This is a genomic window from Bacteroidia bacterium (assembly GCA_027493955.1).
Classification (GTDB): Bacteria; Bacteroidota; Ignavibacteria; order SZUA-365; family SZUA-365; genus JAOSJT01.
The window spans coordinates 4477629-4495709 of record JAOSJT010000001.1 but is presented as its reverse complement, the minus strand read 5'-3'; the positions used below and the strand labels follow the sequence as shown (position 1 = coordinate 4495709).

13 protein-coding genes are annotated in these 18081 nt (G+C 57.4%); 3 read left to right on the top strand and 10 right to left on the bottom strand.

The window, feature by feature from the left end; all coding sequences use genetic code 11:
• Positions 1-66: 66 nt before the first annotated feature.
• Positions 67-531, top strand: a complete 465-nt coding sequence (locus M5R41_17100) for a YbaK/EbsC family protein (GenBank protein ID MCZ7558122.1) — start codon at positions 67-69, stop codon at positions 529-531.
• Positions 532-605: 74 nt separating this feature from the next.
• Here the strand turns inward: M5R41_17100 and M5R41_17095 are convergent, their stop codons facing one another.
• From M5R41_17095 to M5R41_17050, 10 genes are all read right to left on the bottom strand, one after another.
• Positions 606-1559 carry a zinc dependent phospholipase C family protein gene (locus M5R41_17095; GenBank protein MCZ7558121.1) on the bottom strand — a complete coding sequence of 318 codons (954 nt, stop codon included), beginning with the start codon at positions 1557-1559 and terminating at the stop codon, positions 606-608.
• Positions 1560-1788: 229 nt separating this feature from the next.
• Positions 1789-2190, bottom strand: coding sequence for a hypothetical protein (locus M5R41_17090; GenBank protein ID MCZ7558120.1), 402 nt, complete (start codon positions 2188-2190; stop codon positions 1789-1791).
• Positions 2191-2563: 373 nt separating this feature from the next.
• The gene (aqpZ, locus tag M5R41_17085) at positions 2564-3256 is read right to left on the bottom strand and encodes an aquaporin Z (protein ID MCZ7558119.1); all 693 of its coding nucleotides are present in this window, start codon (positions 3254-3256) and stop codon (positions 2564-2566) included.
• A 1160-nt stretch (positions 3257-4416) separates the two neighbouring features.
• The gene (gene glnA / locus M5R41_17080) at positions 4417-5805 is read right to left on the bottom strand and encodes a type I glutamate--ammonia ligase (GenBank protein MCZ7558118.1); all 1389 of its coding nucleotides are present in this window, start codon (positions 5803-5805) and stop codon (positions 4417-4419) included.
• 55 nt (positions 5806-5860) lie between these two features.
• The gene (locus M5R41_17075; protein MCZ7558117.1) at positions 5861-6334 is read right to left on the bottom strand and encodes an Lrp/AsnC family transcriptional regulator; all 474 of its coding nucleotides are present in this window, start codon (positions 6332-6334) and stop codon (positions 5861-5863) included.
• Positions 6335-7008: 674 nt separating this feature from the next.
• Positions 7009-7587 carry a molybdenum cofactor guanylyltransferase gene (locus tag M5R41_17070; GenBank protein ID MCZ7558116.1) on the bottom strand — a complete coding sequence of 193 codons (579 nt, stop codon included), beginning with the start codon at positions 7585-7587 and terminating at the stop codon, positions 7009-7011.
• A gap of 3 nt (positions 7588-7590) precedes the next feature.
• Positions 7591-8349 carry a sulfite exporter TauE/SafE family protein gene (locus tag M5R41_17065; GenBank protein MCZ7558115.1) on the bottom strand — a complete coding sequence of 253 codons (759 nt, stop codon included), beginning with the start codon at positions 8347-8349 and terminating at the stop codon, positions 7591-7593.
• Between the two features lie 51 nt (positions 8350-8400).
• Positions 8401-9621 (bottom strand): molybdopterin molybdotransferase MoeA, encoded by a 1221-nt coding sequence (locus tag M5R41_17060; GenBank protein MCZ7558114.1) that lies wholly within the window; start codon positions 9619-9621, stop codon positions 8401-8403.
• Positions 9621-10532, bottom strand: coding sequence for a bifunctional molybdenum cofactor biosynthesis protein MoaC/MoaB (gene moaCB, locus M5R41_17055; protein ID MCZ7558113.1), 912 nt, complete (start codon positions 10530-10532; stop codon positions 9621-9623). The genes M5R41_17060 and moaCB overlap by 1 nt, the downstream gene beginning before the upstream one ends.
• Positions 10533-10762: 230 nt before the next feature.
• On the bottom strand, positions 10763-11464 hold the full coding sequence (locus tag M5R41_17050; GenBank protein MCZ7558112.1) for an NAD(P)-binding domain-containing protein: 702 nt from the start codon (positions 11462-11464) through the stop codon (positions 10763-10765).
• Positions 11465-11866: 402 nt separating this feature from the next.
• Between M5R41_17050 and M5R41_17045 the strand changes: the two genes are divergently transcribed.
• Positions 11867-16909 carry a T9SS type A sorting domain-containing protein gene (locus M5R41_17045; protein ID MCZ7558111.1) on the top strand — a complete coding sequence of 1681 codons (5043 nt, stop codon included), beginning with the start codon at positions 11867-11869 and terminating at the stop codon, positions 16907-16909.
• Between the two features lie 10 nt (positions 16910-16919).
• Positions 16920-17999 carry a T9SS type A sorting domain-containing protein gene (locus M5R41_17040; GenBank protein MCZ7558110.1) on the top strand — a complete coding sequence of 360 codons (1080 nt, stop codon included), beginning with the start codon at positions 16920-16922 and terminating at the stop codon, positions 17997-17999.
• Positions 18000-18081: the final 82 nt, after the last annotated feature.

Sequence of the window (18081 nt, the reverse complement as noted above, 5' to 3'; positions counted from 1 at the left end):
CATCACTTCGGAGTGCTGTATTGTTTCTCACGACCGCACACCAACGATAATTCGACGGAGGGTGCAATGCCTGTTCAACGACTCAAGGAATTTCTGGACCGCGAAAGCGTGCGCTATGTCGTCATCTCGCACTCCCCCGCATTCACGGCACAGGAAATTGCCGCAAACGCCCACATCCCGGGGAAGGAGATGGCGAAGACCGTCATGCTGAAGATCGACGGCAAAATTGCGATGGCCGTATTACCCGCATCGCGACATGTGGATTTTGATGAAATGGAGAAGGTAAGCGGAGCGCAACGTATCGAGTTGGCCACGGAAGCCGAATTCCGGGACCTTTTTCCGCAATGCGAATTGGGTGCGATGCCTCCATTCGGCAATCTGTACAACATGCCGGTGTATGTCGCGCTCGCACTGACGGAGGACGAAGATATTGCCTTCAACGCCGGTACGCACAGGGAACTTGTACGCATGAAGTACAAAGACTACGAGCGTTTGGTGCGTCCAAACATTCTCAAGTTCTCGGCGAAGTAAGCGGAAGACCTCTTTCAACGACAAGCGGCGGCTACGTCACAACGTATCCGCCGCTTTCTCATTTACTCGATGCACTATGCTTCGGACCCACGCCAGAAGACCAACTCGTCGCTGCTCACCTCCACGCCCCTGTCGAGGTCCCAGGAATCAAAGCGTACCTCGAGCTCGTCATCTTGCGCGTTGAGTACGCCTTCGATAAGATCCCACAATCCAAGTACCGCGTCGACTGCGGCGGGAAAGACATCGTTCAGGAAATGTGCGCTCGTACCGTCGGGCAGATGCACGTGTTCGTAGTAATCCGCCACAAGGTCAGGACGATCACTGCGCAACTCGTCCGCGGCGACGTACTGAACATTCTGGCCCAGGTCGTTGTTGATGTGGCGCGTCACATGCTGTACCGCCTGTCCCTTCTCTATGAGTTCGATAATTTCGACGAAGGAGGGAATCCAAAGTCGTGGTCCGGTGTCGGGAGCGAGATCTCCGTACACAGTATCGTGAATGCTTTCCCAGAACTCCGCGATGTCACTAATTTCATCCGAATCAAGCGCCATACGCAGGGTGTATGCGTAAGCGCCCGTGCAGATTTCCACATCGTCTGCGTGCACGTCGGAAACGAGAAGGATATCCTGCGCCATTTCGCATTCTCTGTGACGGAGGGGATCCATTTCACTGCCACCAACGGAAACCGTCGCTTGATTGATAGGATGCAGGAAGGTGTCGATCACGAGATGCGAAGCGTAGCCGTACAGCCAAGCTTCCATGGCATCGAGTGCGCCGGTGGTGTACTCCCCGCTCGCCCTTCGGCGCCGAAGCAGCTCCAAAGCAGCCTGAAGGACTCGCCCTGTATCCCGGCGGTGATACATATCCGAGTAGTGTGTATCGAGAGACGCATACGGCATATCGGGCGACAAGGCGCCAACGTACACGTAGCTCGCTTTGACTTGCAGAAGTGCCACCAGCTCCGGGGAAAGTTGTGCGTCCAGCATGGCGCCATGTGCGATGGTAAGATGTGTATAAGGTCCAGCCATAGAAAAAGGAATCCGCGTTGTTGTAAGTATCAGACCAATAATTTCCGCAATTTCAGGCAAATTTCAGAATCCTCCCCATACGCATTCAACCACACGCATTCAATCGCGCTGCCCTGTTGCACCGGAAAGCCGACATGCTGTATATCCGACATGGCAGCGGTGCGATTATGAAATCCGCTGGGTCCGGTGCATCCATGCGGACTGGAACCCTTTCCACACCACACTGCCGTCAACTCCGGCGTTCAACAGAAAGTACGAGGGTGATGCCGTTGACAGTCTTCTCTACCGCCGACACCTTGATCCCGGGGAAACAATGCCTGAGATAGACGCCGACATTCACATCCAGGCCCGTCTCATTTACCGTAAGAAAATGTGAAACTTCGGTGGTGATGATATGGCGGAGGAGCCACTTCATATGCTTCGGCATCACAAGGGGACAGTGCAAAATGCTATCCTCGCGGTATTCCCCGATGCGTAGTGACACCTGTACCGCTGGTGCTATTCTCAGCGGCCGTACGTTGAAAATGAGTACGTCTCCGTCCGGATACACATTTTTTATTCCCGGTGGGAGATTCGGTTGACCCAGGACAAGATCAGCGAGTTCCTGGAAAGAAAGGTGCAGCGTAGCCATAGGTCCTCGTAAGCCGTGACAATGTAAGGTGCGTGGTGGAGGCAGACACTGGACCGGGTGTGCAGGACACAGCACGGTCTTTCGGCGCTACCTTCGCCGTATATATATATGACCACTGATCCCCTTTGGTGAAAAAATGCGTCAAGTCCTCATCTTTTTTTTCACCACGGCCAACCGACAAGACAGTACCTGTATCGGATGAGCATCGGAACCGTCTGCTCCTCTGCTTCGCTGAGCAGTGTGCCAGGGCAACAGGGCCTGCGATTATTCCGTCGTGCACCGTACTCTCCGCGGGAGAATGCAGAAAAACGCACATGTGAGTCGGCACCGCTGGGTGTTCGCCCCCCTCGATCGCGCGCGACGAAGCAGGAAGCTATAATTTCTCTTCGCTGCCAATGAACCGATACACCGCCGCTCCGAGCAAACCACCGATGACAGGAGCAACCCAGAACAGCCACAGCTGTGCGAGGGCCCAGCCGCCGGCGAACAGCGCAACACCAGTACTGCGCGCGGGATTCACGGAAGTATTCGTAACGGGTATGCTGATGAGATGAATCAGTGTCAGGCAGAGCCCGATGGCGATGGGAGCGAAGCCCTGCGGAACTCTCTTATCCGTGGCACCAAGAATGACGATGAGAAACATCATAGTCATCACGATTTCCGTCAGCAGCGCGGCGGGCAGATCGTAGCCGCCGGGTGAATGTTCACCAAAACCATTGGATGCGAAGCCGGCCGTGACATCGAAGCCGGCCTTCCCGTCGGCGATGACAAAGAGAATGCCTCCCGCAGCAATCGCGCCGAGGACTTGCGCAATGATGTACGGTGCCAGGTCACGCGCGGGGAAACGTCCACCGGCCCAAAGCCCGAAAGACACCGCCGGATTCAGGTGACAACCAGAGATATGGCCGATTGCATAGGCCATGGTGAGCACTGTAAGACCGAAAGCCAACGCCACACCATGCAGACCTATACCGACTTCCGGGAAAGCGGCCGCCAGCACGGCGCTTCCGCAGCCGCCGAGGACGAGCCAGAACGTTCCGATAAACTCCGCGCCATACTTTTTCATAGGACCTCCATGGAACAATTGTTCAACGTATCAGGGGAGAGCGGTTCGGAGAAGCAGGCTCTGCAGACCATTCACATATCCGTGCATCGCTTCATCCCACCGAGCCGGAGCAGGTTGCGTGTGTGCGGGACCACTGATATTTCGAAAGCCACGGCATTGAATCTCCTATGAGACATACGGACGCACGCATTTCGGACAAAACGTAATGATCCGGTGACAGCCCGTTCCTGGCGTTTCCTGGAATAGTCAGAAAATACTATGAAACGAGTGTAGAGATATTTTTGAAGTAATGCAAATTGCTCTACAGGAAGGAGAGAACAGGAAGGAGGAAAGAGGTGTTTGCCTGTTTTCATGCACACCGAGGCGGGAATCATGAATTTGCGATTTCGGGCGGGGTGTTTCATGAAACGCCCACTGTCCGCAATGCTGTCGTTGTGGTGGTTTATGTAACACCGCCAGTACTCTCTCTCCCGCTTTCTCTTCTCGTGCGCACCAGCAGGAGGCCTGCAATACCATGCTGAAAAAAAAACAGCGGAAGCAATCTGTCTTCCGCTGTTTCATTCAGGTTCGTGCACAATCATTGATATCGCCTCATCCTTTCCCGTCGTTGTTGGAACATTCGTGAACTAGTATGGTGCTCAGCGTATTGTCGCCACATCCGAGTAGTTGTCTCTCTCTTCGGTGTTTCATCCAATCGCCATGTAGAGCAGTCCGATCAGGACTCCGCTCCAGAAAAACCAGCGGAGCGTCGTGCCGATATGGGCACTGTGTGTTCCGTGGTGCTGCAAGGTGTTCATCTCTGTACCTCCTGTGCTGAAGTGTGAAGAAGCCCTCTGCTTCCGATGCTCGAATGGAACGTCATTACCTGTTCACTGATGATCCTGTTTCTCTCACTGTTCCAGAGCTATCGCTCAATCTTCGAATCGGTCTTCCACCTTCGGCCACTACTGCTGCGAGACTAACCGGCGGTGAAAGCAGCATGGGATTGTGTAGTGTTGCTGGATGCAATTAACAACATCCGGGACGCGGAGTAAATGGGGGGAAGCACCCATTTTGCATAGGTGTTCCCACCTATTTTTCTTTCGTGCAAACTGACCGGAAACGAAACGGATTCCGCTCTGTACGAACGGAATCCGTTAATAACTATACGCTGTATCCGCTTATACGTCGTAATAGAGGCTGAATTCGTAGGGATGCGGACGCAGGGCGATCTGTTTGGCTTCGCTCTTCATTTTCAGATCGATCCAGGTATGGATCACGCTTTCCGTGAACACTCCACCCTTCAACAGAAAATCGTGATCGCGTTCCAGCGCGAGCAGCGCTTCCTCGAGCGTGCCCGGTGTGCTCGGCACGTTGCGCAATTCCTCCGGCGCCAGATCGTAAATATCCTTGTCCAACGGATCTCCGGGATCGATGCGATTGATGATACCGTCGAGACCCGCCATCAGCATGGCGCTGAAAGCCAGATACGGGTTGCCGGAGGGATCGGGGGTGCGGAACTCCACGCGCTTGGCTTTCGGACTGGAGGAATACATGGGGATGCGTATGGAAGCGCTTCTGTTCCGCTGAGAGTATGCGAGATTGACGGGGGCTTCGAAGCCCGGCACGAGCCGCTTGTAGCTGTTGGTGGTCGGATTGGTGATCGCGCACAACGCCGGCGCATGCTTGAGCAGTCCTCCGATAAAGTGCAGCGCCATGTCGCTCAGGCCGGCATAGCGCTCGCCGTAGAACAAAGGCTTGCCTTCACGCCACAAACTCATGTGCACATGCATACCGGAGCCATTGTCGCCGAAAATCGGTTTGGGCATAAAGGTGGCACTTCTGCCGTTGCGGAAGGCGGTGTTTTTTATCACGTACTTGAACAGCAACAATTGATCGGCAGCGCTGACGAGCGGTGCGAAACGCAGATCAATTTCCGACTGTCCGCCCGACGCCACTTCATGATGCTGCGTCTCGACGTCGAGGCCGCATTCCATGAGGACCCGCACCATTTCGTTGCGCAAATCGTTGAAGTGGTCCGTTGGCGGTACCGGGAAGTAGCCCTCTTTGAAGCGCGGTTTGTACCCGAGATTCGGTCCCTCGTCCCGCCCCGAATTCCAGGTACCTTCGATGGAGTCGAGCTGATAGAACGCATGGTTCTCTTTCGACGCGTAGCGCACATCGTCGAAAATGAAAAATTCCGCCTCGGGACCGAAATAGGCGGTATCGGCGATGCCGGTCGAGAGCAGATACTGCTCGGCTTTCTGGGCGATATTGCGCGGACAGCGTTCGTACTTCTCACGCGTGAGCGGTTCGTGAATATCGCAAATCATGCTCAGCGTGGTTTCCTTGATAAACGGATCGATAATCGCCGTCGAGGGATCGGGTATGATCACCATGTCGCTCTCGTGAATGCTCTTGAAGCCGCGGAGACTCGATCCGTCAAAGCCGTATCCCTCGTTGAAGGAATCCGGCTTGAGCTGTGTGATCGGCACGGTGAGGTGCTGCCACTGCCCCGGGAAATCCATGAATTTGAAATCGATCATCTTCACGTTATGTGAGGAGATCATGTCGAAAACGTTGCCGATGGCGTTTTCGCGCGTAGTGCTCATGACGGTGATACCTTTATAATTTGGTGGTGGTGTGATGAACGGAAATTGCCAATGTCTCTTTTCGGGTGGAGAGAACCACACTGGTCCGTGTACTCTGGACCTCCTTCCATGCTTGAATCTCGGAAAGCACGCGCTCCAGTGTGGCGGTATTGTCGGTTCGGATTTTCAGCAGATGGGAGCCGTCGCCCGTAATGGCGTGACATTCGAGAATATCCGGATGCGCCTCGGCGTGATGGAGGAAGTTATCGTAATGCAGCGAGGTGTCGACTGAAACCTGCACGAAAGCGGTAACGTCCTTGCCGAATTTCCTGGCATCGAGAATTGCAGCGTAGCCCGTGATGTAGCCTCGTTCCTCCAGCTTGCGCAATCGCTCGCTCACCGCCGGCAGCGACAGACCGACCAGCTCGGCCATTTCACTGCGCTTGATGCGTCCGTTACGCTGCAAGGTATCGAGAATTCCGAGATCCGCTTCATCCAACGACTGCATTTGCGCCCCTGTGCCTTATTTTCTTAATTCATTTCTCCATTTTACAGAAATTTTTTAGGATTTGCAAGTCACTCCACGATATTACGTCTTTGCATCACGCTGAAGCGGGAAGCGGGAAGCGTGAAGCGGGAAGCGTGAAGCGGGAAGCGTTGGGCGGGAATCGTTAATCGGGAATCGTTAATCGGGAATCGTTAATCGTTTATCGGTCCGCCAGAGGCGGAGAGAATCGTTAATCGGTTCGCTGTGGGATTTGGCCCGGTGTCGGAATGGATAGGTTTCAATCGAGAGCATTTACGCAGGCAGCGGCTCCATCTGTCACGCCACTGTTCCTTGCGTTTCAGCATCCTCGCGCTGGTCCCTGAGCGGGCTTCGGCTTCGCTCAGCCACCGGGCGAAGGGCGGTCCCTGATCGGGCTTCGACTACGCTCAGGGGCCGTGTACCAGAGGCGCAGCGGGAAGGAATTGTACCATTTCGAGTATTGCGGAGCACGCTGATCCTGTTCGTACTCCCGCAGTCGAAATCGGGAATCAGTACAGCATCGCGGAATACTGTACAAACGTGCTCTCTGCTCTCTTCTCTCTGCTCTCTGCTCTCTGCTCTCTGCTCTCTTCTCTCTGCTGTCTGCTCTCTGCTCTCTGCTCTCTTCTCTCTGCTCTCTTCTCTCTGCTCTCTGCTCACCACGTACTGCCGGGCAGGCGCTCGTATTCCTCCCTGGTGTTCACACCGACAAGACAATCCGAATACGCCGCACAATTCAGTACCGTGTGTTTCCCGCGCATGAGGACGGAGAGCACACGGTGTTTTCCTCTGCGCAATGCCTCGGAGAGGGCGGGCTCCATTAACCGCGGCAGTACGCCGCAGAGCAGGGGACGATCCTGTCCCGTACCGATGAGGGTGACTTCATCTTCATGCGCATGTTGCAACACATGACGAAGCACTTCCCCGGATATCATGGGGACGTCGCAGGTCAGAACGAAGAGGAAAGGTGTATTCGTACGGATCATGCAGGCGTGGATTCCGGCGAGAGGGCCTGCATCGGTGACGTCATCCGCTATCACCGGAACACCGAAATCCGCGTACTTCCCAACTTCCTTTGCGCTTATCACTGTGTAAGGAAAGATCGAGGAGGCGAGCGTCAGCAGTCGCTGAATGAAGGTGACACCATGGATCGTGAGAAAAGCCTTGTCGCTTCCCATTCTGCTGCTTCTCCCGCCGGAGAGGATAAGCGCCGTGGTGTCGCTGGTACGGATCATAGTTCATACCCAGAGTTGCGCTATCATTTTCCCGCCCGCGCCGAGCAGCACGACTCCCAGCACGACCTGAAGTCTCCGGACGCGCGTCTGCCTGGCGCCCAGGGAGGAGCCCACGAGTGCGCCGATAAAAACGATGACGGCGAGCAGCCACATCGAGCCGACTTCCACATTCCCCTTGGTGATCTGTCCGAGCAGACCGCTCAGGGAATTCAGCACGATAAAAGCGCTGGACACGGCCGCTGTTTGCCGCGCGTCGGCCCAACCCAGAAACATGATGATGGGGCTCAGGAATACTCCCCCGCCGATGCCCACCATGCCACTGATTATCCCGAGCGTCAACCCGATGCCCACGCTGAGCGCGACGCGGTAGCGTGTGGAGGAAGCCAGTCGAGAGATTGTTACTTGTGGGATGAATGCCATCCGTAATCCGGCTGCGAGCAGGACCACGCCGAGAATCGCCCGGAACGTATCCGCTTCCAAGCGAAGCATCCCCCCGAGAAACGCCGCGGGAATGGAAGCCGCGACGAAAGGTGCCAGCAGCGTCCAGGAAAAATATCCCTTTCGCCGGAAGATATAGAACCCCGTCCCGGCAACGAGCATATTCAAAACCAGAGCCACCGGTACGACGGCGGCGGTTGCGGCGCCCAGAAAGGCGAACAAACCGAGATACCCTGTGGCACCCCCGTGGCCGACGCTGGAGTACAGTACGGCGATGAGGAAAAAGAGTCCGAGAATCCAGGGTGTGAAAAGCGTCTCAGCCATGAAGCCAAAAGAATGTGATATACCGGAGCATTCCGTTTCTTTCACCGCTCCTCATGCAAGACTCCATCGCAGGGATGTGACGGTGACGGATTCACCTTCGTCCAAGCTGCCGGCATCTTTCGGAAAATGGATGAGGCAATCCGCCTGCGCAAGTCCGCTGAGCATGTGGGAATCCTGAGCCAGCACCGGGGTTACCACGTAGGTCCCGTTGCCGTCGGCGTGCAGGACGCCTCGAAGAAACTCGAGGCGTCCCGCTTTTTTCTTGATGCCGCATGTCAGTCGGGCCGAAAATCCGCCTGTGTATCGGTTCGGAAGTCCCATCAATCCGCAGACCGCGGGTTGCACCAGCAAATGCAAGGAAAGCAGCGCGGCTACAGGATTACCGGGCAGTCCGAAAAACAGCACCCGATCCCGTGTGCCGAACATGTTGGGCTTCCCCGGCTTGATGGCAAGTGTCTGATACTTCAACCGCACACCCTCCGCTTCACACGCTTCCCTGATATAATCGAAATCCCCCACGGATGCGCCTCCGGCTGTGACCACGATATCAGCGCGCTGCAGCGCCGTACGCAAGGCACGCCGGATGGACGCAAGGTTATCTTTCACGCGATGGACCCGCACCGAAGACAAGCCCAAGGCGCGCAGCGCGGTGGAGATCGTCACGCCGTTGGAATCGTAGATTTTGCCGGGAGACAGCGGGGTGCCCGGTTCGAGCAGTTCATTTCCCGTAACGATCACCTCGACGCGGGGAAGATCATACACACGCAACTCCGTTTTTCCGAGCGACGCGAGCATGCCCACTACCGGCGGTGTGACGAGCGTACCTTTGGGAAAGACAAGTGCATTTTTCTGAAACTCTTCACCTTTGAGTCGTACGTTCGCTCCGGGGGACACAGATTTCCCGAGCAGAATGGCATCGCCGTCGCGCAGCACATGTTCCTGCATCACCACGCTGTCGGCGCCTTTCGGCATCATCGCTCCTGTGAAGATGCGAAGCGCCGTACCCGGGCGCGCTGTGTGCGAACCTGTCCCCGCGGAAATGGTGTCCGTTACCGTGAGTCGCACCTCTCCCTTTTCACTGGCTGCGGATGTATCCGCCGCCCGAAGGGCGTAGCCATCAACGGCCGAAGCATCGAAGCGCGGCAGTGGCGACGCAGACTTGACGTCCGCGGCGAGCACGCGACCGGCGGCGGACTTGAGCGGGACATCCACGGGAGGCGGGGGCTTGGCAGCGCGAATGATTAATCCAAGTGCGTCGGAGAAGTCGAGCATTATTCGTGCCCTCCTCCGCGAATCATTTTGAAGGAATGCAGCAGCCCGGGAAACAGGGCGTCCAGTGAATCGGCGACGCCTTTCTTCGAGCCGGGCAGATTGACGATCAACGTGTGACCGCGCAATCCCGCCTGTGCGCGGGAGAGCATGGAAAACGGTGTGCGCTCCTGCCCGTAACTACGCGCCGCTTCGGAAATGCCGGGAGCGTGCCGGTCAATCACCTCCGCCATGGCCTCGGGCGTGCAGTCGCGAGCGCTAAAACCCGTACCTCCGGTGGTCATGACCAGATCGAGCTTCGTGTCGTCCGCGTACAAACGTAGCATTCGGACAATCTCATCCTTGTCATCCGGGATGATGCGGTAGTCCTCAACAGACACACCTTCGGCGCCGAGGCGATCCGCGATCATGCGTCCGGAGCTGTCGGACTTGGTCCCCGCGGAGATGGAATCCGACATCACGAGCACGGCCGCTCGGAGAGGTGTGGCGTAGGGAGTACGGAAGTCGTTTTTTCCGCCACGCTTCTTTTCGAGCACGACACTGCCGATGGACATGTCCGCATCGAGCATCTTCATCATGTCGTACAGCGTGAGCACGGCGACTGCGGCGGCGGTCATGGCTTCCATCTCGACTCCGGTACGGTACATGACCTTGACGGAAACGATGGCATCTATCCAGTCATCGCCGAATTCATACTGCACGCCGACGTAATCGATGGGGAGGGGATGACAGTAGGGAATGATGGCGCTGGTCTGCTTGGCGGCCTGCACGGCGGCGACTTTGGCCACCTCCAGGGGATTGCCCTTCGGAATGGTTCCGGCATGCACACGCGCAAGGGTCGCGGGATGGAGATGCAGTCTGGCGCGGGCAGTCGCGGTGCGAAGGGTTCGCGGTTTCGCGGAAACATCGAGCATAAGATCCACCCGTTACTGATTGAGAAGGATGCTGTGCCGCCGCAACCTTTCTGACCAGGATACGATCCGGCGAGAGAGGATGACAGACAGCGGATATTGGACCTGCTCACGAAACGATTTCGGAAAGCCGCCAAAGTCCTCACCGGATAATACAGGAATTCGAGTTCCGTTGCAATGTGGTTTGAACAGTTCCGAACACGGCAGCCATACCGCGGAAGGAGTACGCGGCCTTACGGCGCCTCGCTCTGCCGGACGATACCGAAATTGAACATCGGCGTTTGGAGAGACGCATACAGCCGCACCCACAGGGGAAGCACCATTTCCGTTCCGCGCGCTGTCGTGATATCGCCAAGGTTGATGATGTTCTGCGCTTTCCAGCCGAACGCCTCCTGCAGGAGCGATGCCACCCGCGTCTTTGCTTCCGCATTGTCGCCGCTCATGAATATGACATGATCGGCGGGCAGGGCCGCAGGATTGACCATCAGCGCGGCGGTGAGCGTGTTCAGCGTTTTCACGACCTTGAGTCCGGGAAACGCGCGCTGAATCTGCTCACCGAGAGAGTCGGTATTGCACACGGAGAGGGACGGGGGAAATCCGTTCGAGAAATCCAGCGGGTTGGCAATGTCTATAAGGATTTTCCCTTCGAGTCGTTGCGCACCGGCACTTTCGAGCGCGGGGAGCGACCCCTGACCGGAGGTGGCGTTCACGATAAGCTCCGCACCTTCAGCGGCCCCGGCGAAGGGAACGAGACGCGCATCCGGCTGCGTCTTAAACCACTCCGCGAACGGTGGCGCTCCAAAAGGACCGGCTTCACTGCGGGCCAGCGTTTCCGCAGGATTGCGTGTACCGTACACCACGGTATGCCCTTGCGCTGCGAAAGCGGGGCCAATGGTCTGCGCGACCATTCCCGTACCAAAAACGGCGATGTTCATGAGATTTCTCCTGTGCTGTATGTGATCGGACCGCCGCGGAGGGCGGGCCGGGACATGTGAGTATGACGTGACACATCCCGAACATACGAATTCGTGGCGGGGGTTCCAACCATCGTACCCGGGAGACCGCCGGAGAACCGGGAGGCCGCCTGATGACGCACAGCTCATGGCATGCATCGGAACGGCGGAAGGATGCTCGCGCGCCGCACCCCTTGACATCATCGCGGGAATTGCGTATGTTGTATTCATACTTATCAGTCCTTTTTTTAAGGCGAGACGATGTCTGCGCGGCATTCCCATTTGCATAGCGCATGATTCCATTTCCGCCGTCGCCTGTCGGCGGCGGCAGACGCGTTCATCCGACTCGACACCGCTTCAATCAACCAACTGAGAGGAGCCTCCATGAAACACTGGAAGCACATGCTCGGTGCGGTTCTGTTCTCCGTCCTGCTGCCGCTCTGTGCCTTTGCGCAGGCGCAGCAGCCGGTCTATACCCCGCCCGGCGTCGCGGAATTCGGCCTCGAGGCGCACAATCAGCACCTGGCCGTCATCCAAACAACAGCATCATCCATCGACGAGGCGCTTCTCCTGCGTGACGAGCTCACACGCAAAGGCGCACTCGTGTCCATCATTACCTCACCGCAACGCATGCTGGCATGGGTTCCGCCCACCGCCACGGAGGCTGTACTGAATACCCGCCTGGCCGCGGCGACAGGCAGCATCGGAGTGCTTGCGGTTTCCTACAACAGCGCCGAGTTCCGCAGCAATCAAAGCGGCAATACTATTCAGTCCGCGGAGAATGATGCTGATCGCGCTATCGTCGAGTACCTCGACTTCGTCAAGCGCCCCATTTCAGAGCAGGAAGCAGAGCGCATCCGACTTGCGGGCGAAGAACAGTGGGCGCGTATGCAGGCAATGCCCGAATTGGACTGTGTCCGTGCATACGTTACCGAGGAACCGTCACCGCGCGAGGTGTTTCAGGGCTTGCCCACGATCGGGGGAGGCGATCCGCAAATCCTTCGGCGCTCTGCCCTTCGGGGGCTCGTCGCGCATACGAGTTTCTTCATGGAAAGCAAAACCGGGACAGGGTCGTACAACTGGGATAACACCGTATACAACGACTACCGGAACTACTACATCGCGGGCGTGAACTTCTGGGTCACTTTCGCATCGGCCTATGGAAAGGTCGTCACGATGTTTTGGCGACTGTATACTCCCTACGGTGACTACGCGCTTGTCACCGGCGAGCCGACAGTGGTCGGCGAGGACGTGTTCATCCGCGAAATCGTCAGGCGCTTCTATACTCCGAGTGGTTCCGATAGTCCACCGAGCTGGTCCTGGGCCGGCGACGGTCTCGAGTATTGCTGGTGGTACAACAATAAGATCCGCGCGCTGACCGGGGCGGATGAGTCTGTGACGGGCTTCATCGCTTACAAGCCCTCGGGTGATGCGGCAATCTGGCCCCACGCGTCGAGTGTCTGGTGGAACAGCGGCACGGACAAAGAAGGCGTGTACTGGACCATGGACACGCGCTATGCCGGCTCCACCCCCTTTGATCTCCCGATGCGGAGCGTTGTCGCGCATGAAATCGGGCATCTCTGGGGTTGTCCCGACGAGTACAAGACCGACAATTGCGGATTCTCGTATCGCGGCATCGAGAACGTGAACTGTCAGGCCGATCGCCCGGCCTACAAACAGCCGGGATACACGATGCATGGCTGGGACGGTATCATGAAGTCGAATTACACCGGAGGGACGAGTCTCGCGACACCGGTGTTCACCGCCGTGCAGCTTGCCGCGGATGCCATCCCTTCCCGACTCTTTCTCAGCGTTCCGTCCGGTATTCCCCTGGAATTCAAGAATGAGGATAATCGCGCGAACGTCACGAGAACGACACCTACCGCGATCCCGATGGGCTATTACTATCGGCACAAAGTGGTGGCGCCGGCGTCGCGCACCATCGGAAGTACAACGTACTATTTCGACTACTGGGCTGTGCGCCGTCTTGACGGCTCGACAGTCAATATCGATTACTACGCCAACGAGCTGCCGAGTTACGGTATCAGTTCCACCGAATCCAATCCCGTCGTCCGCGTGACGGCCACCTACACGAGTACGCCTCCGGATATTTTCGCGCTCAATACAACGCTGCGCGCCAATCTCGCACCCGGAGGAACAAGTGCTAGCCCGGCACCCGCGATTGCGCTGCGTTGGCGGAACAAGTACAACATGTCCGACGCGCAAACGAAGATCGAGTACGAAGCATCCTCAGGCAATTGGCGTGAGCTCGGCAGCGGACATATCCCGTTGAGTCCGTTTGTCGTGAGCATCAATCAGTGGACAGGCGTTATCGTATACGCCGTCCCGGGCACGAGCGGGACGGGTGCGAACCCGATTCAGGCCAATCGCGAGTACCGCTTCCGCATCGTGGGGTATTTCAACACGAACCGCGGCACGCCTTCGCAGATCGCCTCTGTGACGACACGTCCCTCCACCCCGGCGGATACCGTGTACTGCCACGATCCAAGCGAACCGAGTACCAGCACGAATCCCCATGTGCTGCCCTCGTCGGGATCCGGCATGCTGCCGTATCGCGTCGACGGCGCGCTGGTGATCACCGGCATTGCGGGTGAGTTCTCGTGGTTCATACCACAGGCTGATATATACCGGCTCACGGCTATCAATCTTTCCAGCGGGTTTTTCGGCGAAGCCGTACGCATTACCCTTCGGGTGAAGTCGCAGTCGGATTTCGTACCCATACTCCGTGCGCAACGCGCGGGTACATCAACCTATATCAATGCTGTGCGCGTCGGAAGCGAGTGGAAACTCACCCTCAACACCGACGGCGAGTACACGATAAAAGTGGAAGCGGATATTTCGCAGTCCATCAGCTACGACCTTGTGGATCGCTGGGGCGGGCATTACGCGTTCGGCGAATACGATCTTGAGGTGGAGCGCATAAGTTCGACTCCGTCTGTACATCTACCGGGTCCGGACCTTGTGCGCGTTTTGCTGGTCCGTCCCTTCCCTGGTGAGATCATTCCTCTGCCTCATCCTCATCCCGACCTGTTCCGCGTGGGTCTGAAACGGCCGAATCTTCAGCCCTTCCAGCTATACTATCAGACTCCCCCCGGATTCACCTTCCACGGTATCGGCGGGGATCTCGGCGACTTGCCGAACAATCCCAGCAACATCCCGCTCGGGCCCAATACGCTTCCGGGCGTGTACCGGATTTATCCGCGAATTCAGCCGATCGACCCCAAGCTGGCCGAGTTGGTGGTCATTTATCCCGAAGGCCCCTCCGGACCGTTTGACCATCGTCAGACCGCGGCGATAGGTTCGACGCTCATCGCACAGGCAACGCCGCCGTCGGATTTCATTTTCGTCGGATGGGGTGGTGACACGGCAACGACGACGAATCCCCTGAATGTCGTCATGTGGCGCAGCAAGAAACTCATCGCCCACTACCGTCCCAAGCCGTGCGTTCCGGAACCAATGAAGGCATGGCGACACAATCTGGCCTTCGTGAATTCCAAAAACAATCAGGTCGCTCTTGAATATGCAATGCAGGCAGGCGCCGGCGACGGCCTCGAAGCCGGACAGATTGACTTGCCGCCAGTACCGCCGCCCACGGCCTTTGACATTCGGTGGATCAACATCACCGGATCTCAGGGCAGTGTTACCGATCACCGCGCGATCAAACCCTCGCATATCTATCAGGGTCGCGTACAGACCGGCTCGGCAAGTCCTGTACAGATGACCTGGCCTGCACCGCCCGTTTCACCAAGCGCCAGCTTCACGCTGAAAGTCCAGGGCATGGCTGGAAGCATCGACATGCGCACGGTATCGAACTACACCTTCGTTGATGAGGGCACGTATATTTTCACCATCGAAGTGAAAGAAAAGACCTGTCCCGAGCCCACAAACCAGAACGACATCGTGGTGACACCGGTCGATATCGATACGAAGGAGTGGCCGTGCGTCCGCCTCGCACTCGAGCTGCGCGACCGCCAAACCGGTGAGCTCCGTCCCTATGCCAACCCGTACAACCTGCGCTTTGAAGAACCGACTCACGGTGGAGGCGGCGAGCCCACCAGACTTTCTGCCTTCGAACAGCTCGACACGCTGCTCATCGTGCGCTTCTGCTTCGATCCGGACAAACCAGGCCGTGATCGCGAGATCCATGTGATCAACGATGACGATGATCCCGACAAGGAGAAGGACACGACACGTCTGCGCATCCCGCTTCCGATTCCCGACGGGAATGAGGATCCCGTACGCTACGCATGGAAAATCCCCGGCGGTTGGCAGATGATATCTCTGCCGGTGGACATGAAGGACGCGGAGGCCTCCGTTGTTTTTGCAGATCCTTCCGCGGTGCTCTACCAGTTCAATACGGCGACCGGTGCATACGAGAGCGTCGGCGGTATGGCGTTCGGCCGCGGCTACTGGCTCAAGAGCGAAGGATACAGCAATATTCTGACCGGGATCAACCGGTATCTGTTTGAATGGAACAGCCTGAACGGTATCGGCGAACCCTACGGCTACGGATGGAACATGATCGGCGCATTGAGCAAGTCCATGGCTGTCTCCGGTATTCAGGTCACTCCCTCAACCGGGATGAAGTCCATCTTCGGCTGGGATCCGAGTGCCGGCTACATTATCCCGACGACAGTGGAAACAGGAAAGGGCTATTGGGTACGCGTTGACCCGGGCACCAAGCTCCGCATGGAGACCTCCGCCGTCAATGGCGGTAATCCGGCTCTGTACAGTAAGATCGTTGACGCGCTCGATATCGCCGCGCTGTTGATAGCGACGCACGACGGTCAGGGCGCACGCGTCCTCTCCGTCAGCGGCACAACGCCTTCTTCGGAAATTCGTGACATACTGACAATACCCGCCAAGCCCCCGGCATCGCTTTTCGACATGCGCACGGCAGAGAACGCGCTGTTCGTCTTCAACGGCGACAATACCGTGTCGCTGCAGGGTGACGGTTCTGTTCGTCTCTCCCTCGCGATGACAGATCGCGTGCGCATCGAGGTACGCGATGAGTCCGGCACGTTGCTCGGTGTACTGCGCGGCACAGCGGGCGAAGAGATCGTTGTACCGGTTGCCGGAAGCAGGAAGCTGTTCCTCACCGTTACGGTACAAGCTCGCGCGACAGAGTTCGCGCTGGGCGGTAATTATCCGAATCCGTTCACTCTGAGCGGACAGACCTGGATACCCTATTCGCTGGCCTTCGAGAGTGACGTGCGTCTCCAGGTGTACGACCTTCTCGGCAGACGGCTGCGCACGCTTGTCGCTTCCAGGCAGGGCGCGGGCAGCAAACTCGCAAGCTGGGATGGACGGGATGAGAGCGGGATTCCCGCTCCGGCCGGCATCTATCTCTATCGGCTCGAAACATCGGCCGGTGTCGTTTCCCGCATACTCACGATAGTCAAGTAAGGAGGACGCCATGAGAACCCTTATCAGTATCACCGTACTGCTGCTGATTGCGGCAATGCAGGCAGGTGCGCAAGGATGGCGTGGCGTGCAGCTCGAACTGACTGTCGCCAACGGACAGGGCAGAAGCCAGGTGCTCGCTGTCGGTGTGTACGAAGGCGCTTCGTCCGCGCTTGATATGCACATGGGCGAAGGCGAACTGCCTCCACAGCCGCCAAATGAGGTATTCGATGCGCGGTGTATAAGCACACCCGGTGCATCGCAACTCGGCGCCGGTTCACTCACGGATTATCGCCCGCCGACTCCGGGGAATAATCTGTTCTCTGTGAAATACACCATCGCGTATCAGGCCGGCATCAACGCGAGTGGCGTCACCATGTCCTGGTTTACGCCGCTCCCGGGACGCATCACGAAACTGAAGATCGACGACGCCGATATGTCCGGGAAAACGGAAATCGTGTCGCAGTTCGCCACGGGGCAGTTTACCGTCGAACTTTCCGTGGACATGTCGCCGTTGGGTTTCGTTGCCATTCCCGACCAACTGACCTTCAACGTCAACAACCGTGATCCCCTGCCTTCCATTAACCTGACCATTCGTCCCGTCGGCGACCCGAGTATTCCATGGATACTCTCTCCCGACATGACCTGGCTGGACTTCGGACAGATGAGCGGAGAAGGTGAACTCGTCATACCTGTCGCGGTCAACACCCGGCTTCTGCCTGCGGGAACGTACTCCGGCAACATCAGGGTTTCGACCATGAATTATCCCGTCTATCTGGATATTCCCGTCAATATGGTCATGGTGGTGGGTACCGGTGAAACGCCTCGCCCGCTTGATCTGCGGTTGGAACAGAACTACCCGAATCCATTCTCCGCGACAACCAGTATCGCTTTTACTCTCCCGAGGAGCATGCACGCAACCATACTTGTCCTCGATGCCTTGGGCCGTACGGTCCGGACCTTCGAAGCCGATTACCCGTCGGGATCGCAGCTCCTCCACGTCGATGCGGCGGAACTGCCTCCCGGGTTCTACGAATACCGTCTTATCGCGGGCGGTGTCGTTTTGACGAAACAGATGCTGCTGCTGCGCTAGCGGCATCACTGCAGCCCAATGGCGGCGGCGAAGATGCCCGCCGCCCCCTATTGAAAGCACAGCGCCCCGATGCATGTCGGGG

Coding starts and splice junctions, on each gene's coding strand:
- M5R41_17100 (MCZ7558122.1), top strand. CDS start 67: ATGCCTGTTCAACGACTCAAGGAATTTCTGGACCGCGAAAGCGTGCGC.
- M5R41_17095 (MCZ7558121.1), bottom strand. CDS start 1,559: ATGGCTGGACCTTATACACATCTTACCATCGCACATGGCGCCATGCTG.
- M5R41_17090 (MCZ7558120.1), bottom strand. CDS start 2,190: ATGGCTACGCTGCACCTTTCTTTCCAGGAACTCGCTGATCTTGTCCTG.
- aqpZ (MCZ7558119.1), bottom strand. CDS start 3,256: ATGAAAAAGTATGGCGCGGAGTTTATCGGAACGTTCTGGCTCGTCCTC.
- glnA (MCZ7558118.1), bottom strand. CDS start 5,805: ATGATCTCCTCACATAACGTGAAGATGATCGATTTCAAATTCATGGAT.
- M5R41_17075 (MCZ7558117.1), bottom strand. CDS start 6,334: ATGCAGTCGTTGGATGAAGCGGATCTCGGAATTCTCGATACCTTGCAG.
- M5R41_17070 (MCZ7558116.1), bottom strand. CDS start 7,587: ATGATCCGTACCAGCGACACCACGGCGCTTATCCTCTCCGGCGGGAGA.
- M5R41_17065 (MCZ7558115.1), bottom strand. CDS start 8,349: ATGGCTGAGACGCTTTTCACACCCTGGATTCTCGGACTCTTTTTCCTC.
- M5R41_17060 (MCZ7558114.1), bottom strand. CDS start 9,621: ATGCTCGACTTCTCCGACGCACTTGGATTAATCATTCGCGCTGCCAAG.
- moaCB (MCZ7558113.1), bottom strand. CDS start 10,532: ATGCTCGATGTTTCCGCGAAACCGCGAACCCTTCGCACCGCGACTGCC.
- M5R41_17050 (MCZ7558112.1), bottom strand. CDS start 11,464: ATGAACATCGCCGTTTTTGGTACGGGAATGGTCGCGCAGACCATTGGC.
- M5R41_17045 (MCZ7558111.1), top strand. CDS start 11,867: ATGAAACACTGGAAGCACATGCTCGGTGCGGTTCTGTTCTCCGTCCTG.
- M5R41_17040 (MCZ7558110.1), top strand. CDS start 16,920: ATGAGAACCCTTATCAGTATCACCGTACTGCTGCTGATTGCGGCAATG.